This is a genomic window from Neisseria sp. HMSC061H08, assembly GCF_001836795.1.
In the GTDB taxonomy this organism is placed as follows: Bacteria; Pseudomonadota; Gammaproteobacteria; order Burkholderiales; family Neisseriaceae; genus Neisseria; species Neisseria subflava_A.
In genome coordinates this window covers 353,208-371,984 of record NZ_KV830556.1, presented here as the reverse complement: position 1 = coordinate 371,984, position 18,777 = coordinate 353,208, and the positions used below count along the sequence as shown (strand labels likewise).

Annotated in this window: 22 protein-coding genes; 13 read left to right on the top strand and 9 right to left on the bottom strand. The window is 47.1% G+C overall.

From position 1 onward, the window contains the following. Positions 1-135 precede the first annotated feature (135 nt). From HMPREF2675_RS02765 to HMPREF2675_RS02720, 10 genes are read left to right on the top strand one after another with little or no spacing between them, the layout of a single operon-like run. Entirely contained in the window at positions 136-621 is a 486-nt protein-coding gene (locus tag HMPREF2675_RS02765) for a head completion/stabilization protein (RefSeq protein ID WP_063075545.1), read from the top strand. Then, positions 621-836 carry a tail protein X gene (locus HMPREF2675_RS02760; RefSeq protein ID WP_063075544.1) on the top strand — a complete coding sequence of 72 codons (216 nt, stop codon included), beginning with the start codon at positions 621-623 and terminating at the stop codon, positions 834-836. Before HMPREF2675_RS02765 ends, HMPREF2675_RS02760 begins: the two co-directional genes overlap by 1 nt. A gap of 7 nt (positions 837-843) precedes the next feature. Continuing rightward, positions 844-1,206 (top strand): putative holin, encoded by a 363-nt coding sequence (locus HMPREF2675_RS02755; RefSeq protein ID WP_063075543.1) that lies wholly within the window; start codon positions 844-846, stop codon positions 1,204-1,206. After that, a complete protein-coding gene (locus HMPREF2675_RS02750; RefSeq protein WP_141759940.1) occupies positions 1,203-1,541 on the top strand; it encodes a phage holin family protein in 339 nt (112 codons plus the stop codon). The genes HMPREF2675_RS02755 and HMPREF2675_RS02750 overlap by 4 nt, the downstream gene beginning before the upstream one ends. Before the next feature lie 26 nt (positions 1,542-1,567). Next, positions 1,568-2,107, top strand: a complete 540-nt coding sequence (locus tag HMPREF2675_RS02745; RefSeq protein WP_070813997.1) for a TIGR02594 family protein — start codon at positions 1,568-1,570, stop codon at positions 2,105-2,107. Between the two features lie 14 nt (positions 2,108-2,121). Next, positions 2,122-2,436: a hypothetical protein gene (locus HMPREF2675_RS02740; protein ID WP_070813996.1), complete on the top strand. Its 315-nt coding sequence runs from the start codon at positions 2,122-2,124 to the stop codon at positions 2,434-2,436. A gap of 52 nt (positions 2,437-2,488) precedes the next feature. Continuing rightward, positions 2,489-2,746, top strand: coding sequence for an Rz1-like lysis system protein LysC (gene lysC / locus HMPREF2675_RS02735; RefSeq protein ID WP_070813995.1), 258 nt, complete (start codon positions 2,489-2,491; stop codon positions 2,744-2,746). After that, entirely contained in the window at positions 2,743-2,961 is a 219-nt protein-coding gene (locus tag HMPREF2675_RS02730) for a TraR/DksA C4-type zinc finger protein (RefSeq protein ID WP_070813994.1), read from the top strand. The genes lysC and HMPREF2675_RS02730 overlap by 4 nt, the downstream gene beginning before the upstream one ends. 17 nt (positions 2,962-2,978) lie before the next feature. After that, complete coding sequence (locus HMPREF2675_RS02725) at positions 2,979-3,392, top strand: phage tail protein (RefSeq protein ID WP_070813993.1); 414 nt, start codon at positions 2,979-2,981, stop codon at positions 3,390-3,392. 50 nt (positions 3,393-3,442) lie between these two features. Then, positions 3,443-4,054, top strand: a complete 612-nt coding sequence (locus HMPREF2675_RS02720) for a phage virion morphogenesis family protein (protein ID WP_070813992.1) — start codon at positions 3,443-3,445, stop codon at positions 4,052-4,054. Between the two features lie 647 nt (positions 4,055-4,701). On the opposite strand, the gene HMPREF2675_RS02715 is transcribed toward HMPREF2675_RS02720, so the two are convergent. The 5 genes from HMPREF2675_RS02715 to dnaQ all read right to left on the bottom strand — a co-directional run bounded on the left by HMPREF2675_RS02715 (position 4,702) and on the right by dnaQ (position 8,160). Continuing rightward, positions 4,702-5,439, bottom strand: coding sequence for a thermonuclease family protein (locus HMPREF2675_RS02715; protein ID WP_070813991.1), 738 nt, complete (start codon positions 5,437-5,439; stop codon positions 4,702-4,704). A 73-nt stretch (positions 5,440-5,512) separates the two neighbouring features. Beyond that, positions 5,513-6,184: a ribose-5-phosphate isomerase RpiA gene (rpiA, locus tag HMPREF2675_RS02710; protein ID WP_003679072.1), complete on the bottom strand. Its 672-nt coding sequence runs from the start codon at positions 6,182-6,184 to the stop codon at positions 5,513-5,515. Between the two features lie 43 nt (positions 6,185-6,227). Next, entirely contained in the window at positions 6,228-6,707 is a 480-nt protein-coding gene (gene ispF, locus HMPREF2675_RS02705) for a 2-C-methyl-D-erythritol 2,4-cyclodiphosphate synthase (protein WP_070813990.1), read from the bottom strand. 32 nt (positions 6,708-6,739) lie between these two features. Beyond that, positions 6,740-7,426, bottom strand: coding sequence for a 2-C-methyl-D-erythritol 4-phosphate cytidylyltransferase (ispD, locus tag HMPREF2675_RS02700; protein ID WP_070813989.1), 687 nt, complete (start codon positions 7,424-7,426; stop codon positions 6,740-6,742). Then, positions 7,423-8,160: a DNA polymerase III subunit epsilon gene (gene dnaQ / locus HMPREF2675_RS02695; protein ID WP_070813988.1), complete on the bottom strand. Its 738-nt coding sequence runs from the start codon at positions 8,158-8,160 to the stop codon at positions 7,423-7,425. Before dnaQ ends, ispD begins: the two co-directional genes overlap by 4 nt. 342 nt (positions 8,161-8,502) lie before the next feature. Here dnaQ and HMPREF2675_RS02690 point away from each other — a divergent pair, with 342 nt between their 5' ends. From HMPREF2675_RS02690 to HMPREF2675_RS02680, 3 genes are all read left to right on the top strand, one after another. Beyond that, a complete protein-coding gene (locus HMPREF2675_RS02690; RefSeq protein ID WP_049348077.1) occupies positions 8,503-8,979 on the top strand; it encodes an NGO0322 family iron-responsive protein in 477 nt (158 codons plus the stop codon). 142 nt (positions 8,980-9,121) lie between these two features. Next, complete coding sequence (locus HMPREF2675_RS02685) at positions 9,122-9,805, top strand: 16S rRNA pseudouridine(516) synthase (protein ID WP_070813987.1); 684 nt, start codon at positions 9,122-9,124, stop codon at positions 9,803-9,805. Between the two features lie 771 nt (positions 9,806-10,576). Then, positions 10,577-11,941 carry a sodium-dependent transporter gene (locus tag HMPREF2675_RS02680; RefSeq protein ID WP_063075531.1) on the top strand — a complete coding sequence of 455 codons (1,365 nt, stop codon included), beginning with the start codon at positions 10,577-10,579 and terminating at the stop codon, positions 11,939-11,941. A gap of 60 nt (positions 11,942-12,001) precedes the next feature. On the opposite strand, the gene dld is transcribed toward HMPREF2675_RS02680, so the two are convergent. The 4 genes from dld to HMPREF2675_RS02660 all read right to left on the bottom strand — a co-directional run bounded on the left by dld (position 12,002) and on the right by HMPREF2675_RS02660 (position 18,532). Continuing rightward, complete coding sequence (dld, locus tag HMPREF2675_RS02675) at positions 12,002-13,693, bottom strand: D-lactate dehydrogenase (protein ID WP_070813986.1); 1,692 nt, start codon at positions 13,691-13,693, stop codon at positions 12,002-12,004. 165 nt (positions 13,694-13,858) lie between these two features. Next, positions 13,859-15,982 carry a polyribonucleotide nucleotidyltransferase gene (pnp, locus tag HMPREF2675_RS02670; RefSeq protein ID WP_107697060.1) on the bottom strand — a complete coding sequence of 708 codons (2,124 nt, stop codon included), beginning with the start codon at positions 15,980-15,982 and terminating at the stop codon, positions 13,859-13,861. Between the two features lie 233 nt (positions 15,983-16,215). Further along, entirely contained in the window at positions 16,216-17,079 is an 864-nt protein-coding gene (locus HMPREF2675_RS02665; protein ID WP_070813985.1) for a phosphoribosylaminoimidazolesuccinocarboxamide synthase, read from the bottom strand. 163 nt (positions 17,080-17,242) lie between these two features. Continuing rightward, on the bottom strand, positions 17,243-18,532 hold the full coding sequence (locus HMPREF2675_RS02660; RefSeq protein ID WP_210399843.1) for a calcium-binding protein: 1,290 nt from the start codon (positions 18,530-18,532) through the stop codon (positions 17,243-17,245). Positions 18,533-18,777 lie beyond the last annotated feature (245 nt).

Sequence of the window (18,777 nt, the reverse complement as noted above, 5' to 3'; positions counted from 1 at the left end):
CTCCCCTCGCCGGGCGCAAGCCTGCGGCAAGTCCTCCAGAAATATCATGGACGGCCTTAGCATGCAAAGCCTCTGCGCCTCCTTTCCAAAGCCCGCCTAAATATCGGGCAGGCTTCTTCCGTAAGGAAATGAATCATGACTATTGTTTTCGCCGACACCCCAGATCAAGGGCGGCAAGCATTAGACCAATCCGAAGTTCGCAGTATTCCTTTTTTCCCAATCATCGACCTTGCCAACTTTCGCGAAGTAATGAGGATTGAAGCGAACATTTCAAGCAGCCGTGTTTACCATGCCGTCCTCGAAGCCGTCGCACACGTCAACGGCCAGCTTAAGAAATACCGCATTGCCGCCGTACAGGTTGGCAGAGGCACTCTTGCCGAAACAGGCGATTCAGACGACGTCATTAATGGCGAATCGGTTAAAGCCATCCATTACCGCCGCGCCGTCTATTGCTATGCCAAATCACTTCTGCTGGAAAAATACGCAGATACAGAACCATCGGGAAAAGCGGGCGAGCGTGCCGAAATGAAACAACATCAAGCCGAAGACTTCCGCCGTGAAGCACACTATGCCACCGCGGCAGTCATGGGCGAGCGCCGCTGCGATTCGGAATTAATTTGATGGAATACACGACCCGTGAAGGCGATACCGTCGCCAATATCGCTTGGAACCATTACGGGACGTCCGCAGGCTACACCGAACAAATCCTGACCGCCCCTGAAAATTACGGCTTATCGAAATATCCTGCCCTCCTACCTGCCGGTTTGACTATCCGACTGCCTCAAGCCAACCACGAAGAAGCACAACAAAAATCCACCCTGAATCTATGGGACTGAAAACGTCATGACCCAAGACAAAACTACCACTGCTGTCAACGCCGCCGTAATTATCATCGGCAGCTACCACGTCCACGCCTCCGTAGCCTTCGGTGCACTCATAGGCGCATCGCTGTTCGTATTAAGCCAAAAGGCAGAGCGACCGATTAATAAGGCATGGCTTTTTGCTGTGTCTTTCATCGGCGGCATTTTCGGTTACGACGGCGCAGAAGGCCTAATCAACTGGCTGCTGCCGGGTGAAACACTGACCATCAATAGCTTTACCGCCGCTGCCATTTTTTCTGCCGGACTGGTTTTAGGTTTACAGCGTGTCATGCGCCTGATTGAAAAAGGCCGTCTGAAAACCCTGGAAGAGGAAAAAGAATCATGAATACAGTCCAATCTGCTGCCGTCATTGCCCTGTCCCTGACCGCGGCCATTCGTATCATCCTTTTTGACACCCGCGGGAAAACACATAAGCCGTTAAGTGCGGCAATCGCCTATTTATCTATCGTATGGTTTTGCAGTCTCGCCCTGGCCGCTGCCTTTTCCATTAAATCACTGACTATATGGTTGCTTATCTTCGGACTGGCCCTGCACACGGGCGCAGTGCTATGGAGTGGCGGCAATATCAGCAAAATCCACCCGAAGAAAACACGCCCAAGCACAGAAAATCAAGGTTTTTTGAACCGCGCGTCAAAAAAAATACCGCAAGAAAATATTTAAACACACGAATAAAAAAGGAAGAAAGCATGACTGAATTGCCCTGGATGGCAGAAGCCCGCCGACACGTCGGATTGAAAGAAATCGTCGGCGCGAAACATAACCCGATTATCCAATCTTGGCTCAAAGAAATGGGAAACTTTCCCAATGCGGCAAAAGCATGGTATGCGGACGATGAGACACCATGGTGCGGCCTGTTTGTCGGTTACTGCCTCGGTAAAAGCGGCCGCGGCGTTATCAAAGATTGGTATCGCGCCAAGGCATGGGCGGAGGCTGGTCTGACTAAGCTGGCTAAACCCGCCTATGGCTGTATCGCCGTGAAATCCCGCAAAGGTGGTGGCCATGTGTTTTTCGTCGGTGGCAAAAACGCTAAAGGGCAAATTATGGGATGGGGCGGTAATCAGGGTAATGCAGTATCTGTTGTGCTGTTTAACGGTGCAGACATTGATGGTTACTACTGGCCGTCTAAATTGGTTGATGGTAAGCCGGTTAAATCGGAACCATCCGCAGAGCGTTATAACCTACCCATCGTTACCGGCACTGCGGCAGCAGGCGTAAGCGAAGCCTGAAACGGAGGAATCATATGAAAACAGCTATTGTTGTTGCCGTATCTTATATCCTGACCGTCGCCGTCCTCGGATATAGCTTGATGCACATGCGTAAAAGCAATAAGGCACTGACACAAACAGTCGCCGCGCAGGAAGACGCCATCAAATCAAAAGACGCAACAATCAAGATTTATAAAGCCCGCGCCCAAAGCTTGCAGGCGCAGGTAGACCAAATGATGAAGGTGCAGGCTGAAAAAAACAGCCAAGTCGAAGCAGCACTGACTAAGCATCATGAATGGTCGTCTGAAAAACTGCCCGAAGATGTAGCCCAAACCATCAATAAAAAATAACAGCGGGGCGCATGATCGCGCCCTTTTAAACATCAAACTATGAAAGAAAAAAATGAAACGTCTCTCCGTTCTCATTGCCGCCGTTGCCCTTACTGCTTGCGCCCATAATCCGCCGGTATCCGTACAGGCTGCCGAGTCATGCCCGCCGGTGCCGAAATGTGAAGCCTACCCGCCTGAAGAGATTGCAACCAATGCGGACATGGTTCGCGCATTGATTGCCTATCGCTCGGCTTTTGAGCAGTGCCGCCTCTATCGGGACGCTTTGTCAGCCTGCCTAAAAGGAGACGAAGAAGGGAAAACAACACCATGACTGACATTATCGACCAAGCCTGCGACTTAGAGCAAAAAATGCGCGAATACTGGTTATTACGCCACAAAGAACAAGAATCCTCCGCGCCATCCGCCCAAGAGTGTGAAGAGTGCGGCGACATCATCCCCGAAGCCCGCCGAGAAGCCGTGCCGGGGTGCCGTTTATGTATAGACTGCCAGCGCGAAGAAGAGCAACGGTGGAAATTCAAAAGATAAGAGGCCGTCTAAATAAAATGGAAAAGCCCAAAAGCCTGCGTCTTGCTATCCAGGAAACACTGCTGGAATTTAAAGCTGCACCTGACCGTCTTCGTATGACGGTTTTGTCTGGACAGATTATTCCGAAACGCAATACATTGAGTTACGAAGCGAGGTACACGCTTAATATTTTTGTTCAGGAGTTCCATCGAGATCCAGCGTATCTCTTTTTGATCGTGAATAAGTGGCTGCAAGAAAATCAGCCGGATATTTTGTGCCCGGGCACAGACGCATCATCAAGAGCCTTTGTTTTCGAGGCAGAGCCGATAGAGTCGGATGTCTGGGATGTAATGATCGAATTAAAATTGACAGAAACAGTCATTGCCGGTTTGGATGAAAACGGCTTAGTCTCCTACAAAACAAAATCCGAGCCGCCGCGCCCCGTTTTTTAAACAGATAAAGGACGCATAATGCGTCCTTTACTTCAAGTGCAGGAGGAAATATGGAAGAACTGGAAGCACTCGTTGCACAAATTGAACATTTAGCGCTAAAGATTCAGCCGTCTGCCCGTGCCAAACTTATGCGTAATATCGCGACGGAGCTACGCCGCCGCAACCGAAACCGCATTAAAGCCAATATCGAGCCTGACGGAAATCCGATGGCAAAACGTCAAGGCGACCGTTTTGCTTTCCGACGCCTACGGGATGGAGAGGAACTACACCGCCGCCCGTTTCGTTTTTTTGGAGAGAAATACGGAGATAGCTACACCGGCCGTATTGCATATAGTCGCACAGAAAACGGGAATGAATTAGTACGGTTCGAGGGCGAACGCAGGCTTTTGGGATTTCGGCGCGAATATTTGTACCTGAAAACGCCGACAATATCCCGTATGGTAATGTTCCGCCATATCGGTACCGCCCGCTGGCTGCGTCAAAAAGCAGATGAAAACCATGCAAAAATCGGATGGTTCGGCGGTAAAGCCGCGCAAATTGCAACAGAACACGAAGACGGTAGCACGGCAAAAAACCTGCCATCCCGCCTGCTATTGGGCTTACCGAAAGAAGACTTGGAGTACATTACAGACCAAATACTAAACGCCATAAAAATGGAGTAAAAAAGGCCGTCTGATTTATTTCGGACGGCTTTATTATTATATTTTACAAGTAGCGCATAAATCAGCATAAAAATGTCAAATCTTGCATAAAAACGCATAAAAAACCAGTGTTCGAAAATCGCCGAAAACCCTATGAAATATAAGGATTGCAGTAGGAGCCGCCGCTGCATAAAAAAACGCACCCCCACAGAGTCCCCGCGGAGGGAGGGGGAGCGCGCGCTACCTGCTGTCAGTGTAGAACAGAGAGACCTTCCTAAATTCAGTAAGGCTGGTTTAATCCTTATCGTGGGAAATAAGATTTTATGTGTTACCTTATGTGTTACTTATACTTTTCAAAAAAATAATCATCAATAAATCATATATGTATGATTAAATTTTAATCCCTTCCTCTCTGCCATAGATACTAAAGACACCAGCTAACGGTGTCTTTTTTTATATCTGCCTTTTTGAATATGGTTGATCCCATCTATCCGAACAGGGTGTAATGTCTTATCAAGTATCTTACCCTAGCAACATTTTGATGAAAATTCGTGACTTATCCTAAAATCCCGATACTATTTTCCCCTGATATGAAATCTGCCCCATACGTTTATTTCATCATAATGAAAGGCCGTCTGAAAGTTTTCAGACGGCCTCTTTCTTAAAACCTACCAAATCCCAAACCATTGTTTATCAGACTGCTTTTTATCACCGTTCTGCTGCTCGTGATTTTGACGGCGAAATTGCCAAGGTGCTTGCGGATTGTCTTTTTTCCATAAACCTTTACGTTTTTCCTTGGCTTGTTTTTGTGCGGCCGAATAGTCAGTGTAAGCGGTTTTACTTTGTTGTTTTTTGGCATAACTTTCATAATGCCATGCGGCACCATCCCGTATCTGCATCAAATTCAGGTCAATCGTGCCGACTGATACTTGGGCGACTTCGCGCTGATAGCGGTCGCTTTCAAACACGCGCACTTTGGCTTTTTTATTCAATGCAGCATCAATCAGATTGTCTCGTGATTGCGTACCATAAGCCTGATTGATTTCCGGCGCATCGATATAGGCCATACGGATTTTGTGTTTCCGGCCGTCGCTATCGATGATGTGCATGGTATCGCCATCATGGATTTTGATGATTTTTCCGTTGTATGTGTAGGATTGTCGCGATGACTTTTGTTTCTGTTCCAGTTTGGGTTTAGCTTCGGCTTTGGTGTCAGATGTGGCTTTGACGACATTTTCACCCAGCCATTCATTGACCTTTTCCAAACCGATATTGTCGCCTTGTGCCAATGTTGCGGCAACGCTTACCCCTGTACGAATCAACTCGGTATCGCGTGAGCTATAACCTAGTGCACCTAAAACGGATAAAACAACGGGCAACCATTTTATAATTTTACTGATTTGCATATTTTGCCAAATTGAAGGCCGTCTGAAAGACCTGATGTACTTTCAGACGGCCTTTAAGATTGATTAATCTTCATTAATCCTGACAAGGCAGGATGACTTTTGCGCCTTCTGCCGTACCCAAAACCAATACATCGGCAGCATCGCGGGCAAAAATACCGTTTTCGAGTACGCCAGTGATTTTATTGATTTCGTCTTCCATTTTCAGGGCTTGGTCGATATTGAGGCCATGAACATCAACGATTTGATTTCCATAGAAAGTAGTATAACCAACACGCAACTCAGGCTGTCCGCCCATGGCAAGCAGTTTGCGCGACACCAGCGAACGGGCATTTTCAACCACTTCCACCGGCAATGGGAATTTACCCAAACGGGAAACATATTTGCTTTCATCGGCGATACAAACAAATTTATCGGATGCGCTGGCCACGATTTTTTCATTCAAATGCGCACCGCCGCCACCCTTAATCATTTGCAGCGCGTGGTTGACTTCGTCTGCGCCGTCAACATAAACCGCCAAACCCATCACTTCATTCAGTGAAACTTCTGGAATCTCATATTTCGCCAAAAGCTCGCTGGATTTTTTAGAAGTAGACACGGCACCCTTGATTTTCTTACCGCTTTTACCCAAAGCTTCAATAAAAAAGTTGATGGTAGAGCCGGTACCGATACCGATGTATTCGTTTTCAGGAACAAATTCCACCGCTTTTTCGGCGGCAATACGTTTGAGTTCGTCTTGAGTTGCCATGTTGTCAGTCTTTCAGTTTGAATAATAAAGTAATTTTAAGCTCTTAGGCTTTAATCAGCAATACTGCCGCTTGCGCTTCAATGGCTTCCATCCGTCCCAGATAGCCAAGTTTTTCGTTGGTTTTACCCTTGATGTTCACGCAGTTTGCAGGCAAACCCAAATCTGCGGCAATATTGGCGCGCATTGCCGGAATATGCGGCGCAAGTTTTGGCTTTTGCGCAATCACGGTCGTATCGACATTAACTACCTTCCAACCCAACTCCTGCACGCTTTGATAAGCCTCGCGCAACAGCACACGGCTGTCTGCATCTTTGAATTCGGCGGCAGTATCAGGAAAATGACTGCCGATATCGCCCAAACCGGCCGCACCCAACAGAGCATCGGTAATCGCATGCAACAGCGCATCGGCATCTGAATGACCCAGCAAGCCTTTTTCAAACGGAATGTTGACGCCGCCGAGTATCAAATCTCGTCCTTCGACCAACTGATGGACATCGTAGCCCTGTCCGACACGGATATTCATGTTTGCTTCCTTAAATAATGGGTTTTGATTGTTCAGACGGCCTTGAGCAACAATCTGACAATGTATTCGTCTTGCGGCAGCGTCAATTTCAAATTGCGCGTATCGCCCTGCACCAAGCGCGGCCGGATACCCAGTTTTTCAATCGCTGACGCTTCATCCGTAATTTCACTTAAATCATCAACCGATAAGGCGCGATTTAATAAGGCCGTCTGAAAAAGCTGCGGCGTTTGCGCCTGCCATAATCCTGCGCGCGCAACGGTTTCATCAATATGATGACTGCCGTCTGAGCGCTTGAGCGTATCAGCCACCGGTATGGCCAAAATACCGCCTTCATCATTCTCACCCGCCTCATCAAGCAAACGTGTTAACGCTTCAACAGGCAGGCAACAGCGCGCGGCATCATGAACCAAAATGTTATCTTGCGCCTCGGCCAAACCTTGCTCCAATAAAACGGACACACCATTGCGTACCGTTTCGGCACGACTTGCGCCGCCTACTCGAAAGACGCGTACTTTCTCAGACAGGGCCGTCTGAAAAACCGAATCTTCCGGCGAAAGAATAACAGCAATTAAATCTATGCGGGGGTGTTGCTCAAAGATTTCTATGGTATGTTGCAATACAGTTTTACCATTGATTTCAACATATTGTTTAGGTTTGCCTGCGCCAAATCGCGCTCCCACACCGGCAGCAGGAATCAAAGCGATATTGCGCCGCATCATGCTGACGCTCCGGCATTGGCCTCATCTGGTGTTTCGGCCTTGCGCCATACACACGCTTCGCCTAAATCGTCCAAATATTTTTCATGTGCGGCCAACTCGTCCGCATTGGCTTTGATGACTTTCAACTGCGACGTACGTTTGGTTTCCGCAATAACGGTTTGTTTAACTTCGCCCTCTTCTTCCGCCTCGCCGCCCATCAGGTCGAACTGCTGACGCGTCATGGCAAGATAGACTTCACCCAAAAGCTCGCAGTCGATTAACGCGCCGTGCAAAACACGTTTGCTGCGGTCAACGGAAAAGCGGTTACACAACGCATCCAAACTCGCCTTTTGCCCCGGGAACATTTCACGCGCCATAGCCAGCGTATCGGTGACTTTGCAACCAAGTTCCTCAACAGAAGGCAAACCCATGCGACGGAATTCCATATTCAGAAAGCCGACGTCAAACTTGGCATTATGGATAATTAGCTCTGCGCCACGGATAAAGTCGGCAATCTGTTCACCAACTTGGGCAAACGGCGGCGCATTCTTTGCTTCCAATGCTTCAATCGTCAAACCATGCACCTTCGCCGCTTCCTCCGGCATATCGCGTTCCGGGTGGACATATAAATGAAGGTTGGAGTCGGTCATTTGGCGGTTGATCATTTCCAAGCCGGCAAATTCGACCAGACGGTCGCCGTTTTCAGGATAAAGACCCGTAGTTTCCGTATCGAGGATAATCTGACGTTGGCTCATGGTTGGTGGTTTCTGCAATTATCAAAACGCCTTGAATCATACTGAAGGCCGTCTGAAATGTATAGTCAGCAAAACTTTAGCTGCTTTTGAAATACCCTTTTATAGCTGGATTTTTTTCAGACGGCCTTTATTCTTTTTTCATCCAATAGCCATCTATTACTCCAATTTTGAGTAGAAAATCCAATTTCTACAAAATTTTTTAAATTTAATTTCTTTAATAATTAATATCTTACTTATAAATTAAATAATAGGAACAATTATCATTTGCAAATTTAAAAAATCGCCGTATAATACAACCCATCGATACAAAACAACCGCACAACAGAATGAAAGGAGAAGAAAATGCCCGAAAGTATTTTTAAGCAAGTCTCCCTTGATATTCTGAGACTGCACCAACAAGCCATCCGCTCTTTGATCGCCACCAAGTGTTGCGACGAATGCGAAGTACACGACGCAGTATTCATTACTTTAGATGGTCGCTATTATGTTTGGCTTCCTTGCATGGGCAAATCGCCCCAATCAGAAACCGGCATCCTGCTGATTGAAGATGAAGATGGCAATACGCGTTTGAGCTGGGTTGCCGATACACGCGAAGTCAAGCAAAAAGACAGTCTGTACAACCGCGTTGTTTCCGCACTGCAAAGAAAAATGCAGCGCACGAAAAACAAGTTTATCCAGTCGGCAAACGCCCGATTGCTTGAGCTGACGCCGCAGCAAGGTCGTCTGACGACAAACAGCAAAGATTTCTCTCTTTCACCACATGACTTGATGAAAGCACTTTATCCGGCAACACATCAAATAGGAGAATTTGCCCTGTAACAGTTTTTGGTAGTGGTTTGTGTTCCTTTTGCGCCCCTTAACATTTTAAAGGGGCGATTTTTTTGCCCCTACTTTTCAGACGGCCTCAAAACCGGTTTTCCAGTACAATAAAGGCCGTCTGAACATTTCCTACTTTTCAACCATGCAACTGCTCAAATACATCCAATCGCAAGGCCTCGGCAGCCGCAAGCAATGCCAATGGCTGATAGACAATGACTGCATCGCCATCAACGGCGAAATCCATAATCATGCCAAAGACGATATCGATCCGTCTCAAGTGCACACCCTGTCTGCTGACGGCGAAGAAATTGCCGCCGTTCCCATGCCCTATTTTTATATCCTGCTTCATAAGCCTGCAGATTACGAGACTTCGCACAAACCCCAGCAATATCCAAGCATCTTCAGCCTGTTTCCCAACCACATGCGCAATATCGATATGCAGGCAGTCGGTCGCTTGGATGCAGACACAACCGGCATTATTCTTATTACCAACGACGGGCAATTTAACCACCGCGTTACCTCGCCCAAACACAAAGTTCCGAAGCTCTACCGCGTCACTTTGAAACATCCTGCCAACGATACCCTTTGTACCACACTCAAAAACGGCGTCCTCCTGCATGACGATAATGAAACCGTCGCCGCGGCCGAAGCAGTATTGGCCGACCCAACCACATTGATGATGACCATTACCGAGGGTAAATACCATCAGGTCAAACGCATGGTTGCAGCCGCAGGCAACCGTGTCGAGCAGCTCCACCGTGAGAAATTCGGCGACTGGAATGTCGATGATTTAGCCGCCGGAGACTGGAAATTTATCCAGATTTAAAAAAATTCCAAATTTTTTTGATAAATTTTTAAACAATATGGATTTTTTATTTATTTAAAATCAAATATCTAAACCTTGTTATTTTTATTTAACGAAATTTAACACTGTGAAGACTGAACTATTGTATAATTCGCCTGTCTGAGTAACACTTGCTTCGAAAGAAGTGAGTAAGTGAGTAAGACGTTTTCCCCGTAATGTGTTTGGCCATCTATACTTTCCCCTTAGTATAGATGGTTTTTTTTATCTAAAATTTGGCAACCAAACGAATGCACTTTCAGACAGCCTTTCTCATCTAAAGAAGCTATCATTTCTAAACCCCATCTCCACTCATTAACTTGCCATTATCCCTTTTCTCTTTCTCGTCTCTTCCGCATCAATCTGTGCCGTTCCAATTTCAGGCAAATCATTTTATAGAAAGAAAACCGATCGGCGACTATCCAAGCTAAGGTTACAGGATGTTATTAGACAGCCTTAGATAAATACCATCTTTAATTTTGAAAGCACACCTTAGTGCTATCCAATATCCTTACAACACCCCTTTCCCATATCCCACTTTTCAGACGGCCTTTATCGTTACGGCCCTTTCAATCATTCATATCGCTTCAGACAAATTCTCTGTTTGCAGGTTTCAATACCAAACAAACTAGAGAAAACCACTAAAAATTCTTCATTACATAGTTTTTTTAACTAATTTCCTTTTCCGACTTTAGTCAAGATTCGTTAAATCTTTGCGGTAAAATGTTGTCTTTATTTTTATGCATCTGAGTATTTATGTCTTCCAATCAACCCCGTCAAACCTGGTCCAACCGTTTGACTTACATCCTTACCGTTGCCGGCGCGACTGTCGGCTTTGGCGCAACATGGCGTTTCCCGTATTTGGTTGGTGAAAACGGCGGCGGCGCGTATGTGTTTCTGTTCTGTATCGCCATGCTGGTCATCGGTATTCCGATGATTTTGGTGGAAAACGTCATCGGCCGCCGTAAAGGCGTGAACGCGCTGGATGCGTTTGGCGGCACAATGAATGGCAAACCCGTTGCCAAAGTTTGGAAATTGGTCGGTTGGATGGGCTTGCTCGGCGCATTCGGCATCATGGCCTATTACATGGTACTCGGCGGCTGGGTTATCAGCTACATCGTCAATATCATCGGCGGTAATTTAGACATTTCCAGTCCTGTTTCCGGCGAAGTCACCAAAAGCTTCTTTACCGAACACATCGAAAACAGCCCTTGGGAAATTGCCTTTTACACCTTCCTATTTGTGGTTGTGAACCAATGGATCTTGGTCAAAGGCGTGATCGGCGGTATTGAAAAAGCGGCAAAATACCTGATGCCTTTGCTGTTTTTATTCCTGATTGCGATGGTTGTGCGCAATGTTACCCTGCCGGGCGCAATGGAAGGCATTACCTTCTATCTGAAACCTGACTTCAGCAAAATTACTGCTAAACTGTTCGTCTTCGTTTTGGGACAAGTATTCTTCGCCTTGAGCTTGGGTTTCGGCGTGATGATTACGTTATCCAGCTATCTGGATAAAAATGAAGATCTGGTTCAGACGGCCGTAATTACCGCGATTACCAACACATTGATTGCCGTGTTGGCCGGCTTTATGATTTTCCCTTCCCTCTTCAGCTTTGGCGTTGCCCCTAACTCCGGCCCGACGCTGGTATTCCAAAGCCTGCCGATCGTGTTCTCCAATATGTGGGCAGGCCCAGTGTTTGCAGTGATTTTCTTCTCACTGCTTCTGATTGCCGCGCTGACCACTTCTCTGACCATTTATGAAGTGTTGATTACGACCATTCAGGAGAAAACCAAAATCCGCCGCGCAGCCGCGATTACCATCGTACTGGCAGGTATTTTTATCTTCGGCAATATCCCGTCCATCTTGAGCTACGGCCCTTGGAAAGATATTTCCGTGTTTGGTAAAAACATTTTCGATGCCTTTGACTACATCAGCGGCAACATCCTGTTTATGCTGACCGCGCTTGGCTCTGCCTTGTTTGTCGGCTTCGTGATGAAAGATGAAGCGAAGGACGAATTGCTCTACAAAGGCAACCAGACCACCGTCAATATCTGGTTTGCCTATGTGAAATACCTTGTACCATTGGTGATTCTGCTGATTTTCATTAGCAACCTGTTCTGATAAGCAAACATATAAAAAGGCCGTCTGAAAAATTCAGACGGCCTTTATTTTGACTATGTTTTATTCAGCCCAGTTTTTCTTCTTACTGGTTTTACCGATACCGGGGTTGAAGCTGTTGGTCGGGTCGAGTTTTTTATAGAACTGTTTCAGCTCGGGCTTGGCTTCATACAGATGACCGACATTATGCTCGGCAGGATATTGCGCACCGCGTTGGTCAAGCAGATGGAGCATTTCATGTTCCAAAGCCATGCAGTCGTTGCCTTTTTTAATGATGTAGTCCTGATGGAACACATGGCACATAAAATGTCCGTAATACAATTTATGGATGATTTTATTGTCGATTTCGGGCGGCAGGGTTTCAAACCAATCACGATCATCACGACGCAAGGCGATATCGAGTGCAACCAAATCCTCTACTTCATCATCATGTACAGAACGGTAACGGATCGCGGCAGAAGCCACAGCAAAGCGATGCAGCATGGCCGCCTGTGTTTCTTCGGCATTACATTCGAAGAATGCGCCGCCATGGGTTGCAAAATATTCTTTTAAGAAAGCACGCGCTTCTTCTACGCCCTCGCCACCCATTTTCAAGATCAAATGGTGTTCGTATTTGTCGCGATAATTGCGCATAGACTTCGGCAAGTGATCAGGCAAAATCTTGCTGATCAGTTGCATGAATTTATCAGAGAAGTGTTTTGGTAAGAAACTTATCTTTTTGCTGAATCTATCCACACGGGCTTTCAGATCAAACAGTTTCGGAAGTTGGTGGGTACCGAACGTCTTGATGATATAAAAAGTGTCTTTGCCATAAACGGCAGCAATATCAAAAGCATGACGATGGATATACTCACCGGAAATAGGCAGGTTTTTAAACTCACTCAAAGCGGCGCGACGAATATCGGTCAGCTCATTAATATCATTGGTGCCAATATAGAAGACGGCAGTCTGTTTTTCTTGTGGGAAAGTATCCAAGCGTACGGCAAACACCATCAGCTTGCCCGCGCAACCTGATGCTTCGTAGTGACGCGCAGGGTCGGCATTAAAACGGGCGGCAGTCGGTTCATTCACTTGGCGGACATGATCGCAGTATGCATGGTCATGCCCTTTGCCTGCATTTTGAACAATGTCTTTTTTTTGATAATGAAAACCTTGCAGATTGGTCAGAACTTCTTCAGGGGTTTCGCCCAAATCAATGCCCAAATGGTTGACCAGCTCCAGTTTGCCCTCTTCGTTGATTTGCGCAAACAGGGCCATTTCCGTATAAGCCGGGCCACGCTGTACCAATGCACCGCCCGAGTTATTGCATACGCCACCCAATACAGATGCGCCGATACAGGACGAACCGATTACAGAGTGCGGCTCACGGCCTAAAGGTTTCAGCAACAGTTCCAATTGATTCAGGGTAGAGCCAGGCAGGCAGACAACTTGTTCGTTATTATTAATAGGCTGAATGATGTTCAGGCGCATGGTATTTACAATCACGATATCGCGGTCGTAATCATTGCCGTCAGGAGTCGAGCCACCGGTCAGGCCGGTATTGGCGGCCTGCGTAATCACGATAACATCAGCCTCAACACATGCCTGCAAGATTTGCCACATTTCCAACACCGTACCCGGACGGACAACTGCCAGCGCCTTGCCTTCGCCAAAACGGTAGCCTTGACGGTATTGTTCGGTTTTTGCCGGGTCTGTGATGATATATTTTTCACCAACGGTTTGCGTCAGCTGGCTGATTAATTGTGTAGCATTCATTGCATACTCCTTAAGAGATTAATATATTTGTTAGATTGCAAGCATTGTAGTAATCCGTTCAATCAAAGTAAAGGCAAAACCCGTTTTTTAAACTTATCTTTTAAATAAACAAAAGGCCGTCTGAAATTTTCAGACGGCCTTTTGTTTCAAGCTTGAATAATCAGATTATTCGGCTGCTTTCTCTTCGCGAGCAGGCGCTTCCAGCAAAGCTTTGATAGACAGGCGTACGCGACCGCGGTCGTCTACTTCCAATGCTTTCACGTTCACAACCTGACCTACTTGCAGATAGTCGCTGACATTGCGTACGCGCTCGTGGGCGATTTGGCTGATGTGTACCAAACCGTCTTTGCCCGGCATCACGCTGACAATCGCGCCAACGTTGTTGTCGAGAATTTTAACCACAGTACCTTCGTACACTTTGCCCACTTCCACTTCAGCAGTGATTTCTTCGATGCGTTTTTTCGCTGCATCGCCTGCTTCTTGAGTAGTCGCAGCGATTGTGATGGTACCGTCTTCAGCAATATTGATTTCAGTACCGGTTTCAGCGGTAATCGAACGAATGGTTTCACCGCCTTTACCAATAACATCACGGATTTTATCTTGGTTGATTTTCATGGTGAACAAGCGTGGCGCGTGTGCAGACAGTTCTTGCGGGCCTGCAACAGCAGCTTTCATCTGATCCAAGATGTGCAAACGTGCTTCTTTGGCTTGAGCCAAAGCGATTTGCATGATTTCTTTGGTAATACCTTGGATTTTGATGTCCATTTGCAGCGCGGTCACACCTTCGGTTGTACCGGCTACTTTAAAGTCCATATCGCCCAAGTGGTCTTCGTCGCCCAAGATGTCGGTCAGAACGGCAAATTTGTTGTTGTCCAAAATCAGACCCATGGCGATACCGGCAACGTGTGCTTTCAAAGGCACACCGGCAGACAACAGGCTCAAGCAGCCGCCGCAGACGGAAGCCATAGAGGAAGAGCCGTTGGATTCGGTAATTTCAGAAACCACGCGCATGGTGTAGCTGAAATCTTCAGGTTCTGGCAATACGGCCAACAATGCACGTTTAGCCAAACGGCCGTGACCGATTTCACGACGTTTGGGCGCACCTACGCGACCCACTTCGCCGGTAGAGTATGGTGGGAAGTTGTAGTGCAACATGAAGCGGTCGGTGTATTCGCCGGACAGGGCATCAATGATTTGCTCGTCGCGTGAAGTACCCAAAGTTGCAACCGCCAAAGCTTGGGTTTCGCCACGGGTAAACAATGCGGAACCGTGCGTGCGCGGCAATACACCGGTTTGAATGTTCAACGGACGGACGGTGCGGGTGTCGCGACCGTCGATGCGCGGTTGACCGTCCAAAATTTGGCTGCGGACAACATCGGCTTCCAAGTGTTTGAAAATACCTTTGATTTCGTTGGCAGCCAAAGTGTCGGTTTCTTCGGTAATCAACGCTTCTTTTACGGCATTCCAAGCTTCGTCCAATTTGGCAGAACGAGCTTGTTTTTGACGAATTTTGAACGCTTCTTTAATGGTCTCGCCGGCAATTTCGCGTACTTTGGCAACCAATTCTTCATTGGTTTCAGGTGCTTTCCAATCCCAAACTTCTGGATTGACTTCGTCGGCAAACTCATTGATGGCATTAATGGCCACTTGCATTTGATCGTGACCGTAAACAACCGCACCCAGCATTACTTCTTCAGACAAGATGTCGGCTTCGGATTCCACCATCAGCACGGCTTTAGAAGTACCGGCAACCACCAAGTCCAATTGTGATTTGGCCAATTCGGCTTTAGTCGGGTTCAAAACGTACACGCCGTTTACATAACCCACGCGTGCCGCACCAATCGGACCGGCAAACGGTACGCCGCTCAACACCAGCGCAGCAGACGCGCCCAGCATTGCAGGAATGTCAGAATCGATTTCAGGGTCAACAGACACGACCATCGCTACGATTTGGATGTCGTGGTAGAAACCTTCAGGGAACAGAGGACGAATCGGACGGTCGATCAGACGGCTGGTCAGGATTTCTTTTTCGCTTTGTTTGCCTTCGCGTTTGAAGAAACCGCCGGGGATTTTACCTGCTGCGTAAGTACGCTCGAGGTAATCGACAGTCAGAGGGAAGAAGTCTTGGCCTTCTTTCACTTCTTTGTTGGTAGTCACGGCAACCAAAACAACGGTGTCGCCCATGGATACTTTAACGGCAGCGGCGGCTTGGCGGGCAATTTCGCCGGTTTCCAAAGTAACGGTTTGATTACCGTATTGGAAGGTCTTAACGTGTTTATTGAACATCATTGTTCCTTTCAAAATACCGCACTGCTAAAACACTAATAATGCACACTAAAATCCGAATGTGCATAGTTAGGGTTTCAGACCGTGCGGCAGGTTATAAACAAGCTTTCAGACGGCCTTTAAGGCGCTGAAAACAACTCTCGATTATAAAGGCAACCATCCTTAAAATCCAGTATTTGTACAATAAAAAGGCCGTCTGAAACATATCCTTTTCAGACGGCCTTCAAACTTAAAAATCAATCCTGAGTCAGCAAAGCCAATGCTTCCTGATATTTTTCGACTGTTTTTTGAATTACATCGGCAGGTACTTTAGGCGCAGGCGCTTTTTTGTTCCAACCGCTTTGCTCCAGCCAGTCGCGGACAAATTGTTTGTCAAAAGACGGCGGATTGATGCCGACTTTGTATTGATCGGCAGGCCAAAAACGACTGGAGTCAGGCGTCAACACCTCATCCATCAAAGTCAGCGTACCCTCTTCGTCTAAACCAAATTCAAACTTGGTATCGCAAATAATAATACCGCGAGATTTTGCATATTCGGCCGCTTCCGTATAAAGCTGAATCGCCTTGGCGCGTACTTCCGCCGCCAGCTCTTTGCCGATGATGCGTTCGCATTCTTCAAAGCTGATGTTTTCATCATGATCGCCAACTGCGGCTTTGGTCGACGGCGTAAAAATTACTTCGGGCAACTGCTGCGCTTCCTGCATACCTTCAGGCAGTTGAATACCGCAGACAGAACCGGTTTTTTGATAATCTTTCCAACCGCTACCTGCCAGATAACCGCGCACAATGGCCTCCACTTTCACCGGAGTGAGTTTTTTAGCCACAACGGCGCGTTTCTCCAAAGCTTTGGCTTCGTTTTCAGGCAAAACATCGTAAACCGTTTGGCCGGTAAAATGGTTAGGCATGATATGAGCCAGTTTTTTAAACCAAAAATTGGAAATCTGCGTCAGAATCTCCCCTTTACCCGGAATCGGATCATCCAAAATCACATCGAATGCAGACAGACGGTCGGAAGCAACCATCAACATACGTTTATCGTCAATTTCGTACAAATCGCGTACTTTGCCGGAGTAGATTTTTTTCAAGCTGATTTCAGACATTTCGGGTATCTCTTTGGTAGACAGAAGAATGCAGTATTTTAGCCCAATTTGGAATTTTTCGTCAGATTGTTTACAAAATAAAGGCCGTCTGAAACCTTTTATTTTGGTTTCAGACGGCCTTATCCGTTGATTTCAGGGAAGAACCCTGAAAATCACCATCCTATCAGATTACAGAAGCTTGAGTCTGATCTTGGATTTGGTTCACAGCAGACAGAGAGTAGTAGTCGCCATGGCCGGTTACTTGGTAAGTGCTACCGTCAGCAAACTTGAAGTTTTCAACTTTGTGATTGTTACCGGTGAACCAGTCGTCGATGGTGATGCTGTCGTTAGTACCGACAGAAACAGTCAGGTTGGCACCTGATTTGCTCAGCAATACATCGGAAGCTGCAACGCCTTTACCGAACAACAGGGTGTCATTACCGCTTTCCTCACGGATAGTGTCGTGACCGTAACCTTTGTCGAAGAAGTAAGTGTCGTTACCGGTACCGCCGATCAGGATGTCGTTGCCGACACCGCCGTCGAGGTAGTCGTTACCGTCTTTACCAACCAGGCAGTCGTCGCCGGCCAAACCGTACAGATGGTTGTTGCCGCCGTTACCTTCGATGTTGTTGTTCAAAGAGTTACCGGTACCGTTCAGGTTTTGCATACCTTGCAAAATCAGGTTTTCAACGTGATCGGTCAGAGTGTAGTCGATAACGGTACGAACAGTATCGATACCGGCTTGTGCATTGCCGTACTCGATAACTTGGTCGTTGGCATTGTCAACGAAGTAAACGTCGTTACCGTCGCCACCGCGCATGATGTCAGCACCGGAACCACCGTTCAGGTAGTCGTTACCGGCACCACCTTGCAGGTAGTCTTTACCTTCTTCACCGTACAGAGAGTCACCATCGGCATCACCGTAAATGGTGTCGTTACCAGCACCGGCGTAGATTACGTCTGTGCCGTTGCCACCGTAGATGATGTCTTCGCAAGCAGTACCATAAATGGTATCTTTGGCATCAGTACCGCGGATAACGTTGCCGTCTTTGCAGTCTTCAGCTCGGATAACATTACCTGGGTCTTTATCTTCCTGACCGTATGAGTTGTTTTGGTTATGGTCATCAACACAGTCTTTGCAGTCTGGCTCAGGTTTCGGTTCTGGTTTAGGCTCAGGTTTTGGCTCTGGCTTAGGCTCAGGTTTTGGTTCTGGCTTAGGCTCAGGTTTTGGTTGAGGTTTTGGTTCCGGTTGCGGTTCTGGTTGTGGCTCAGGTTTAGGCTCAGGTTTAGGCTCAGGTTTTGGTTGAGGCTTAGGCTGAGGTTTAGGTTGTGGTTTTGGACATGGGATCGGTTTGATTGGATCGCAGTTGTAAGGTGGGCAAACCGGAACACATTTGTAGTTAGGTGTTTTTGCCGGTGGGCAGAAAGCCGCAATAGCAGAAACCAAACCGGTTACCGCGTTAACTACTGACACGCCGACGCTAGCAATGCTAGCGATGCTGCCGATAGAAATAGAAGATTTTGCTGCAGGAGCGCAGTAGTAAGAAGAGTAGGAAGCCTTAGGCGCAGGAGCGCAGTAAGAACTAACCAGGGGTCTAGCATAATACCCCCCGTAACAGTATGCCATAATAATTACTCCCAAAATAGTTAATAAAGATATTGAGCTGGCGGAACGAGCAAATTCCACCCTTGCTCAATTATTATTTTAGTAATATTTTT

What these genes read in the sequence shown, in the direction of transcription:
- HMPREF2675_RS02765 (WP_063075545.1), top strand. Translation starts at nt 136, where the DNA reads ATGACTATTGTTTTCGCCGACACCCCAGATCAAGGGCGGCAAGCATTA.
- HMPREF2675_RS02760 (WP_063075544.1), top strand. Translation starts at nt 621, where the DNA reads ATGGAATACACGACCCGTGAAGGCGATACCGTCGCCAATATCGCTTGG.
- HMPREF2675_RS02755 (WP_063075543.1), top strand. Translation starts at nt 844, where the DNA reads ATGACCCAAGACAAAACTACCACTGCTGTCAACGCCGCCGTAATTATC.
- HMPREF2675_RS02750 (WP_141759940.1), top strand. Translation starts at nt 1,203, where the DNA reads ATGAATACAGTCCAATCTGCTGCCGTCATTGCCCTGTCCCTGACCGCG.
- HMPREF2675_RS02745 (WP_070813997.1), top strand. Translation starts at nt 1,568, where the DNA reads ATGACTGAATTGCCCTGGATGGCAGAAGCCCGCCGACACGTCGGATTG.
- HMPREF2675_RS02740 (WP_070813996.1), top strand. Translation starts at nt 2,122, where the DNA reads ATGAAAACAGCTATTGTTGTTGCCGTATCTTATATCCTGACCGTCGCC.
- lysC (WP_070813995.1), top strand. Translation starts at nt 2,489, where the DNA reads ATGAAACGTCTCTCCGTTCTCATTGCCGCCGTTGCCCTTACTGCTTGC.
- HMPREF2675_RS02730 (WP_070813994.1), top strand. Translation starts at nt 2,743, where the DNA reads ATGACTGACATTATCGACCAAGCCTGCGACTTAGAGCAAAAAATGCGC.
- HMPREF2675_RS02725 (WP_070813993.1), top strand. Translation starts at nt 2,979, where the DNA reads ATGGAAAAGCCCAAAAGCCTGCGTCTTGCTATCCAGGAAACACTGCTG.
- HMPREF2675_RS02720 (WP_070813992.1), top strand. Translation starts at nt 3,443, where the DNA reads ATGGAAGAACTGGAAGCACTCGTTGCACAAATTGAACATTTAGCGCTA.
- HMPREF2675_RS02715 (WP_070813991.1), bottom strand. Translation starts at nt 5,439, where the DNA reads ATGCAAATCAGTAAAATTATAAAATGGTTGCCCGTTGTTTTATCCGTT.
- rpiA (WP_003679072.1), bottom strand. Translation starts at nt 6,184, where the DNA reads ATGGCAACTCAAGACGAACTCAAACGTATTGCCGCCGAAAAAGCGGTG.
- ispF (WP_070813990.1), bottom strand. Translation starts at nt 6,707, where the DNA reads ATGAATATCCGTGTCGGACAGGGCTACGATGTCCATCAGTTGGTCGAA.
- ispD (WP_070813989.1), bottom strand. Translation starts at nt 7,426, where the DNA reads ATGATGCGGCGCAATATCGCTTTGATTCCTGCTGCCGGTGTGGGAGCG.
- dnaQ (WP_070813988.1), bottom strand. Translation starts at nt 8,160, where the DNA reads ATGAGCCAACGTCAGATTATCCTCGATACGGAAACTACGGGTCTTTAT.
- HMPREF2675_RS02690 (WP_049348077.1), top strand. Translation starts at nt 8,503, where the DNA reads ATGCCCGAAAGTATTTTTAAGCAAGTCTCCCTTGATATTCTGAGACTG.
- HMPREF2675_RS02685 (WP_070813987.1), top strand. Translation starts at nt 9,122, where the DNA reads ATGCAACTGCTCAAATACATCCAATCGCAAGGCCTCGGCAGCCGCAAG.
- HMPREF2675_RS02680 (WP_063075531.1), top strand. Translation starts at nt 10,577, where the DNA reads ATGTCTTCCAATCAACCCCGTCAAACCTGGTCCAACCGTTTGACTTAC.
- dld (WP_070813986.1), bottom strand. Translation starts at nt 13,693, where the DNA reads ATGAATGCTACACAATTAATCAGCCAGCTGACGCAAACCGTTGGTGAA.
- pnp (WP_107697060.1), bottom strand. Translation starts at nt 15,982, where the DNA reads ATGATGTTCAATAAACACGTTAAGACCTTCCAATACGGTAATCAAACC.
- HMPREF2675_RS02665 (WP_070813985.1), bottom strand. Translation starts at nt 17,079, where the DNA reads ATGTCTGAAATCAGCTTGAAAAAAATCTACTCCGGCAAAGTACGCGAT.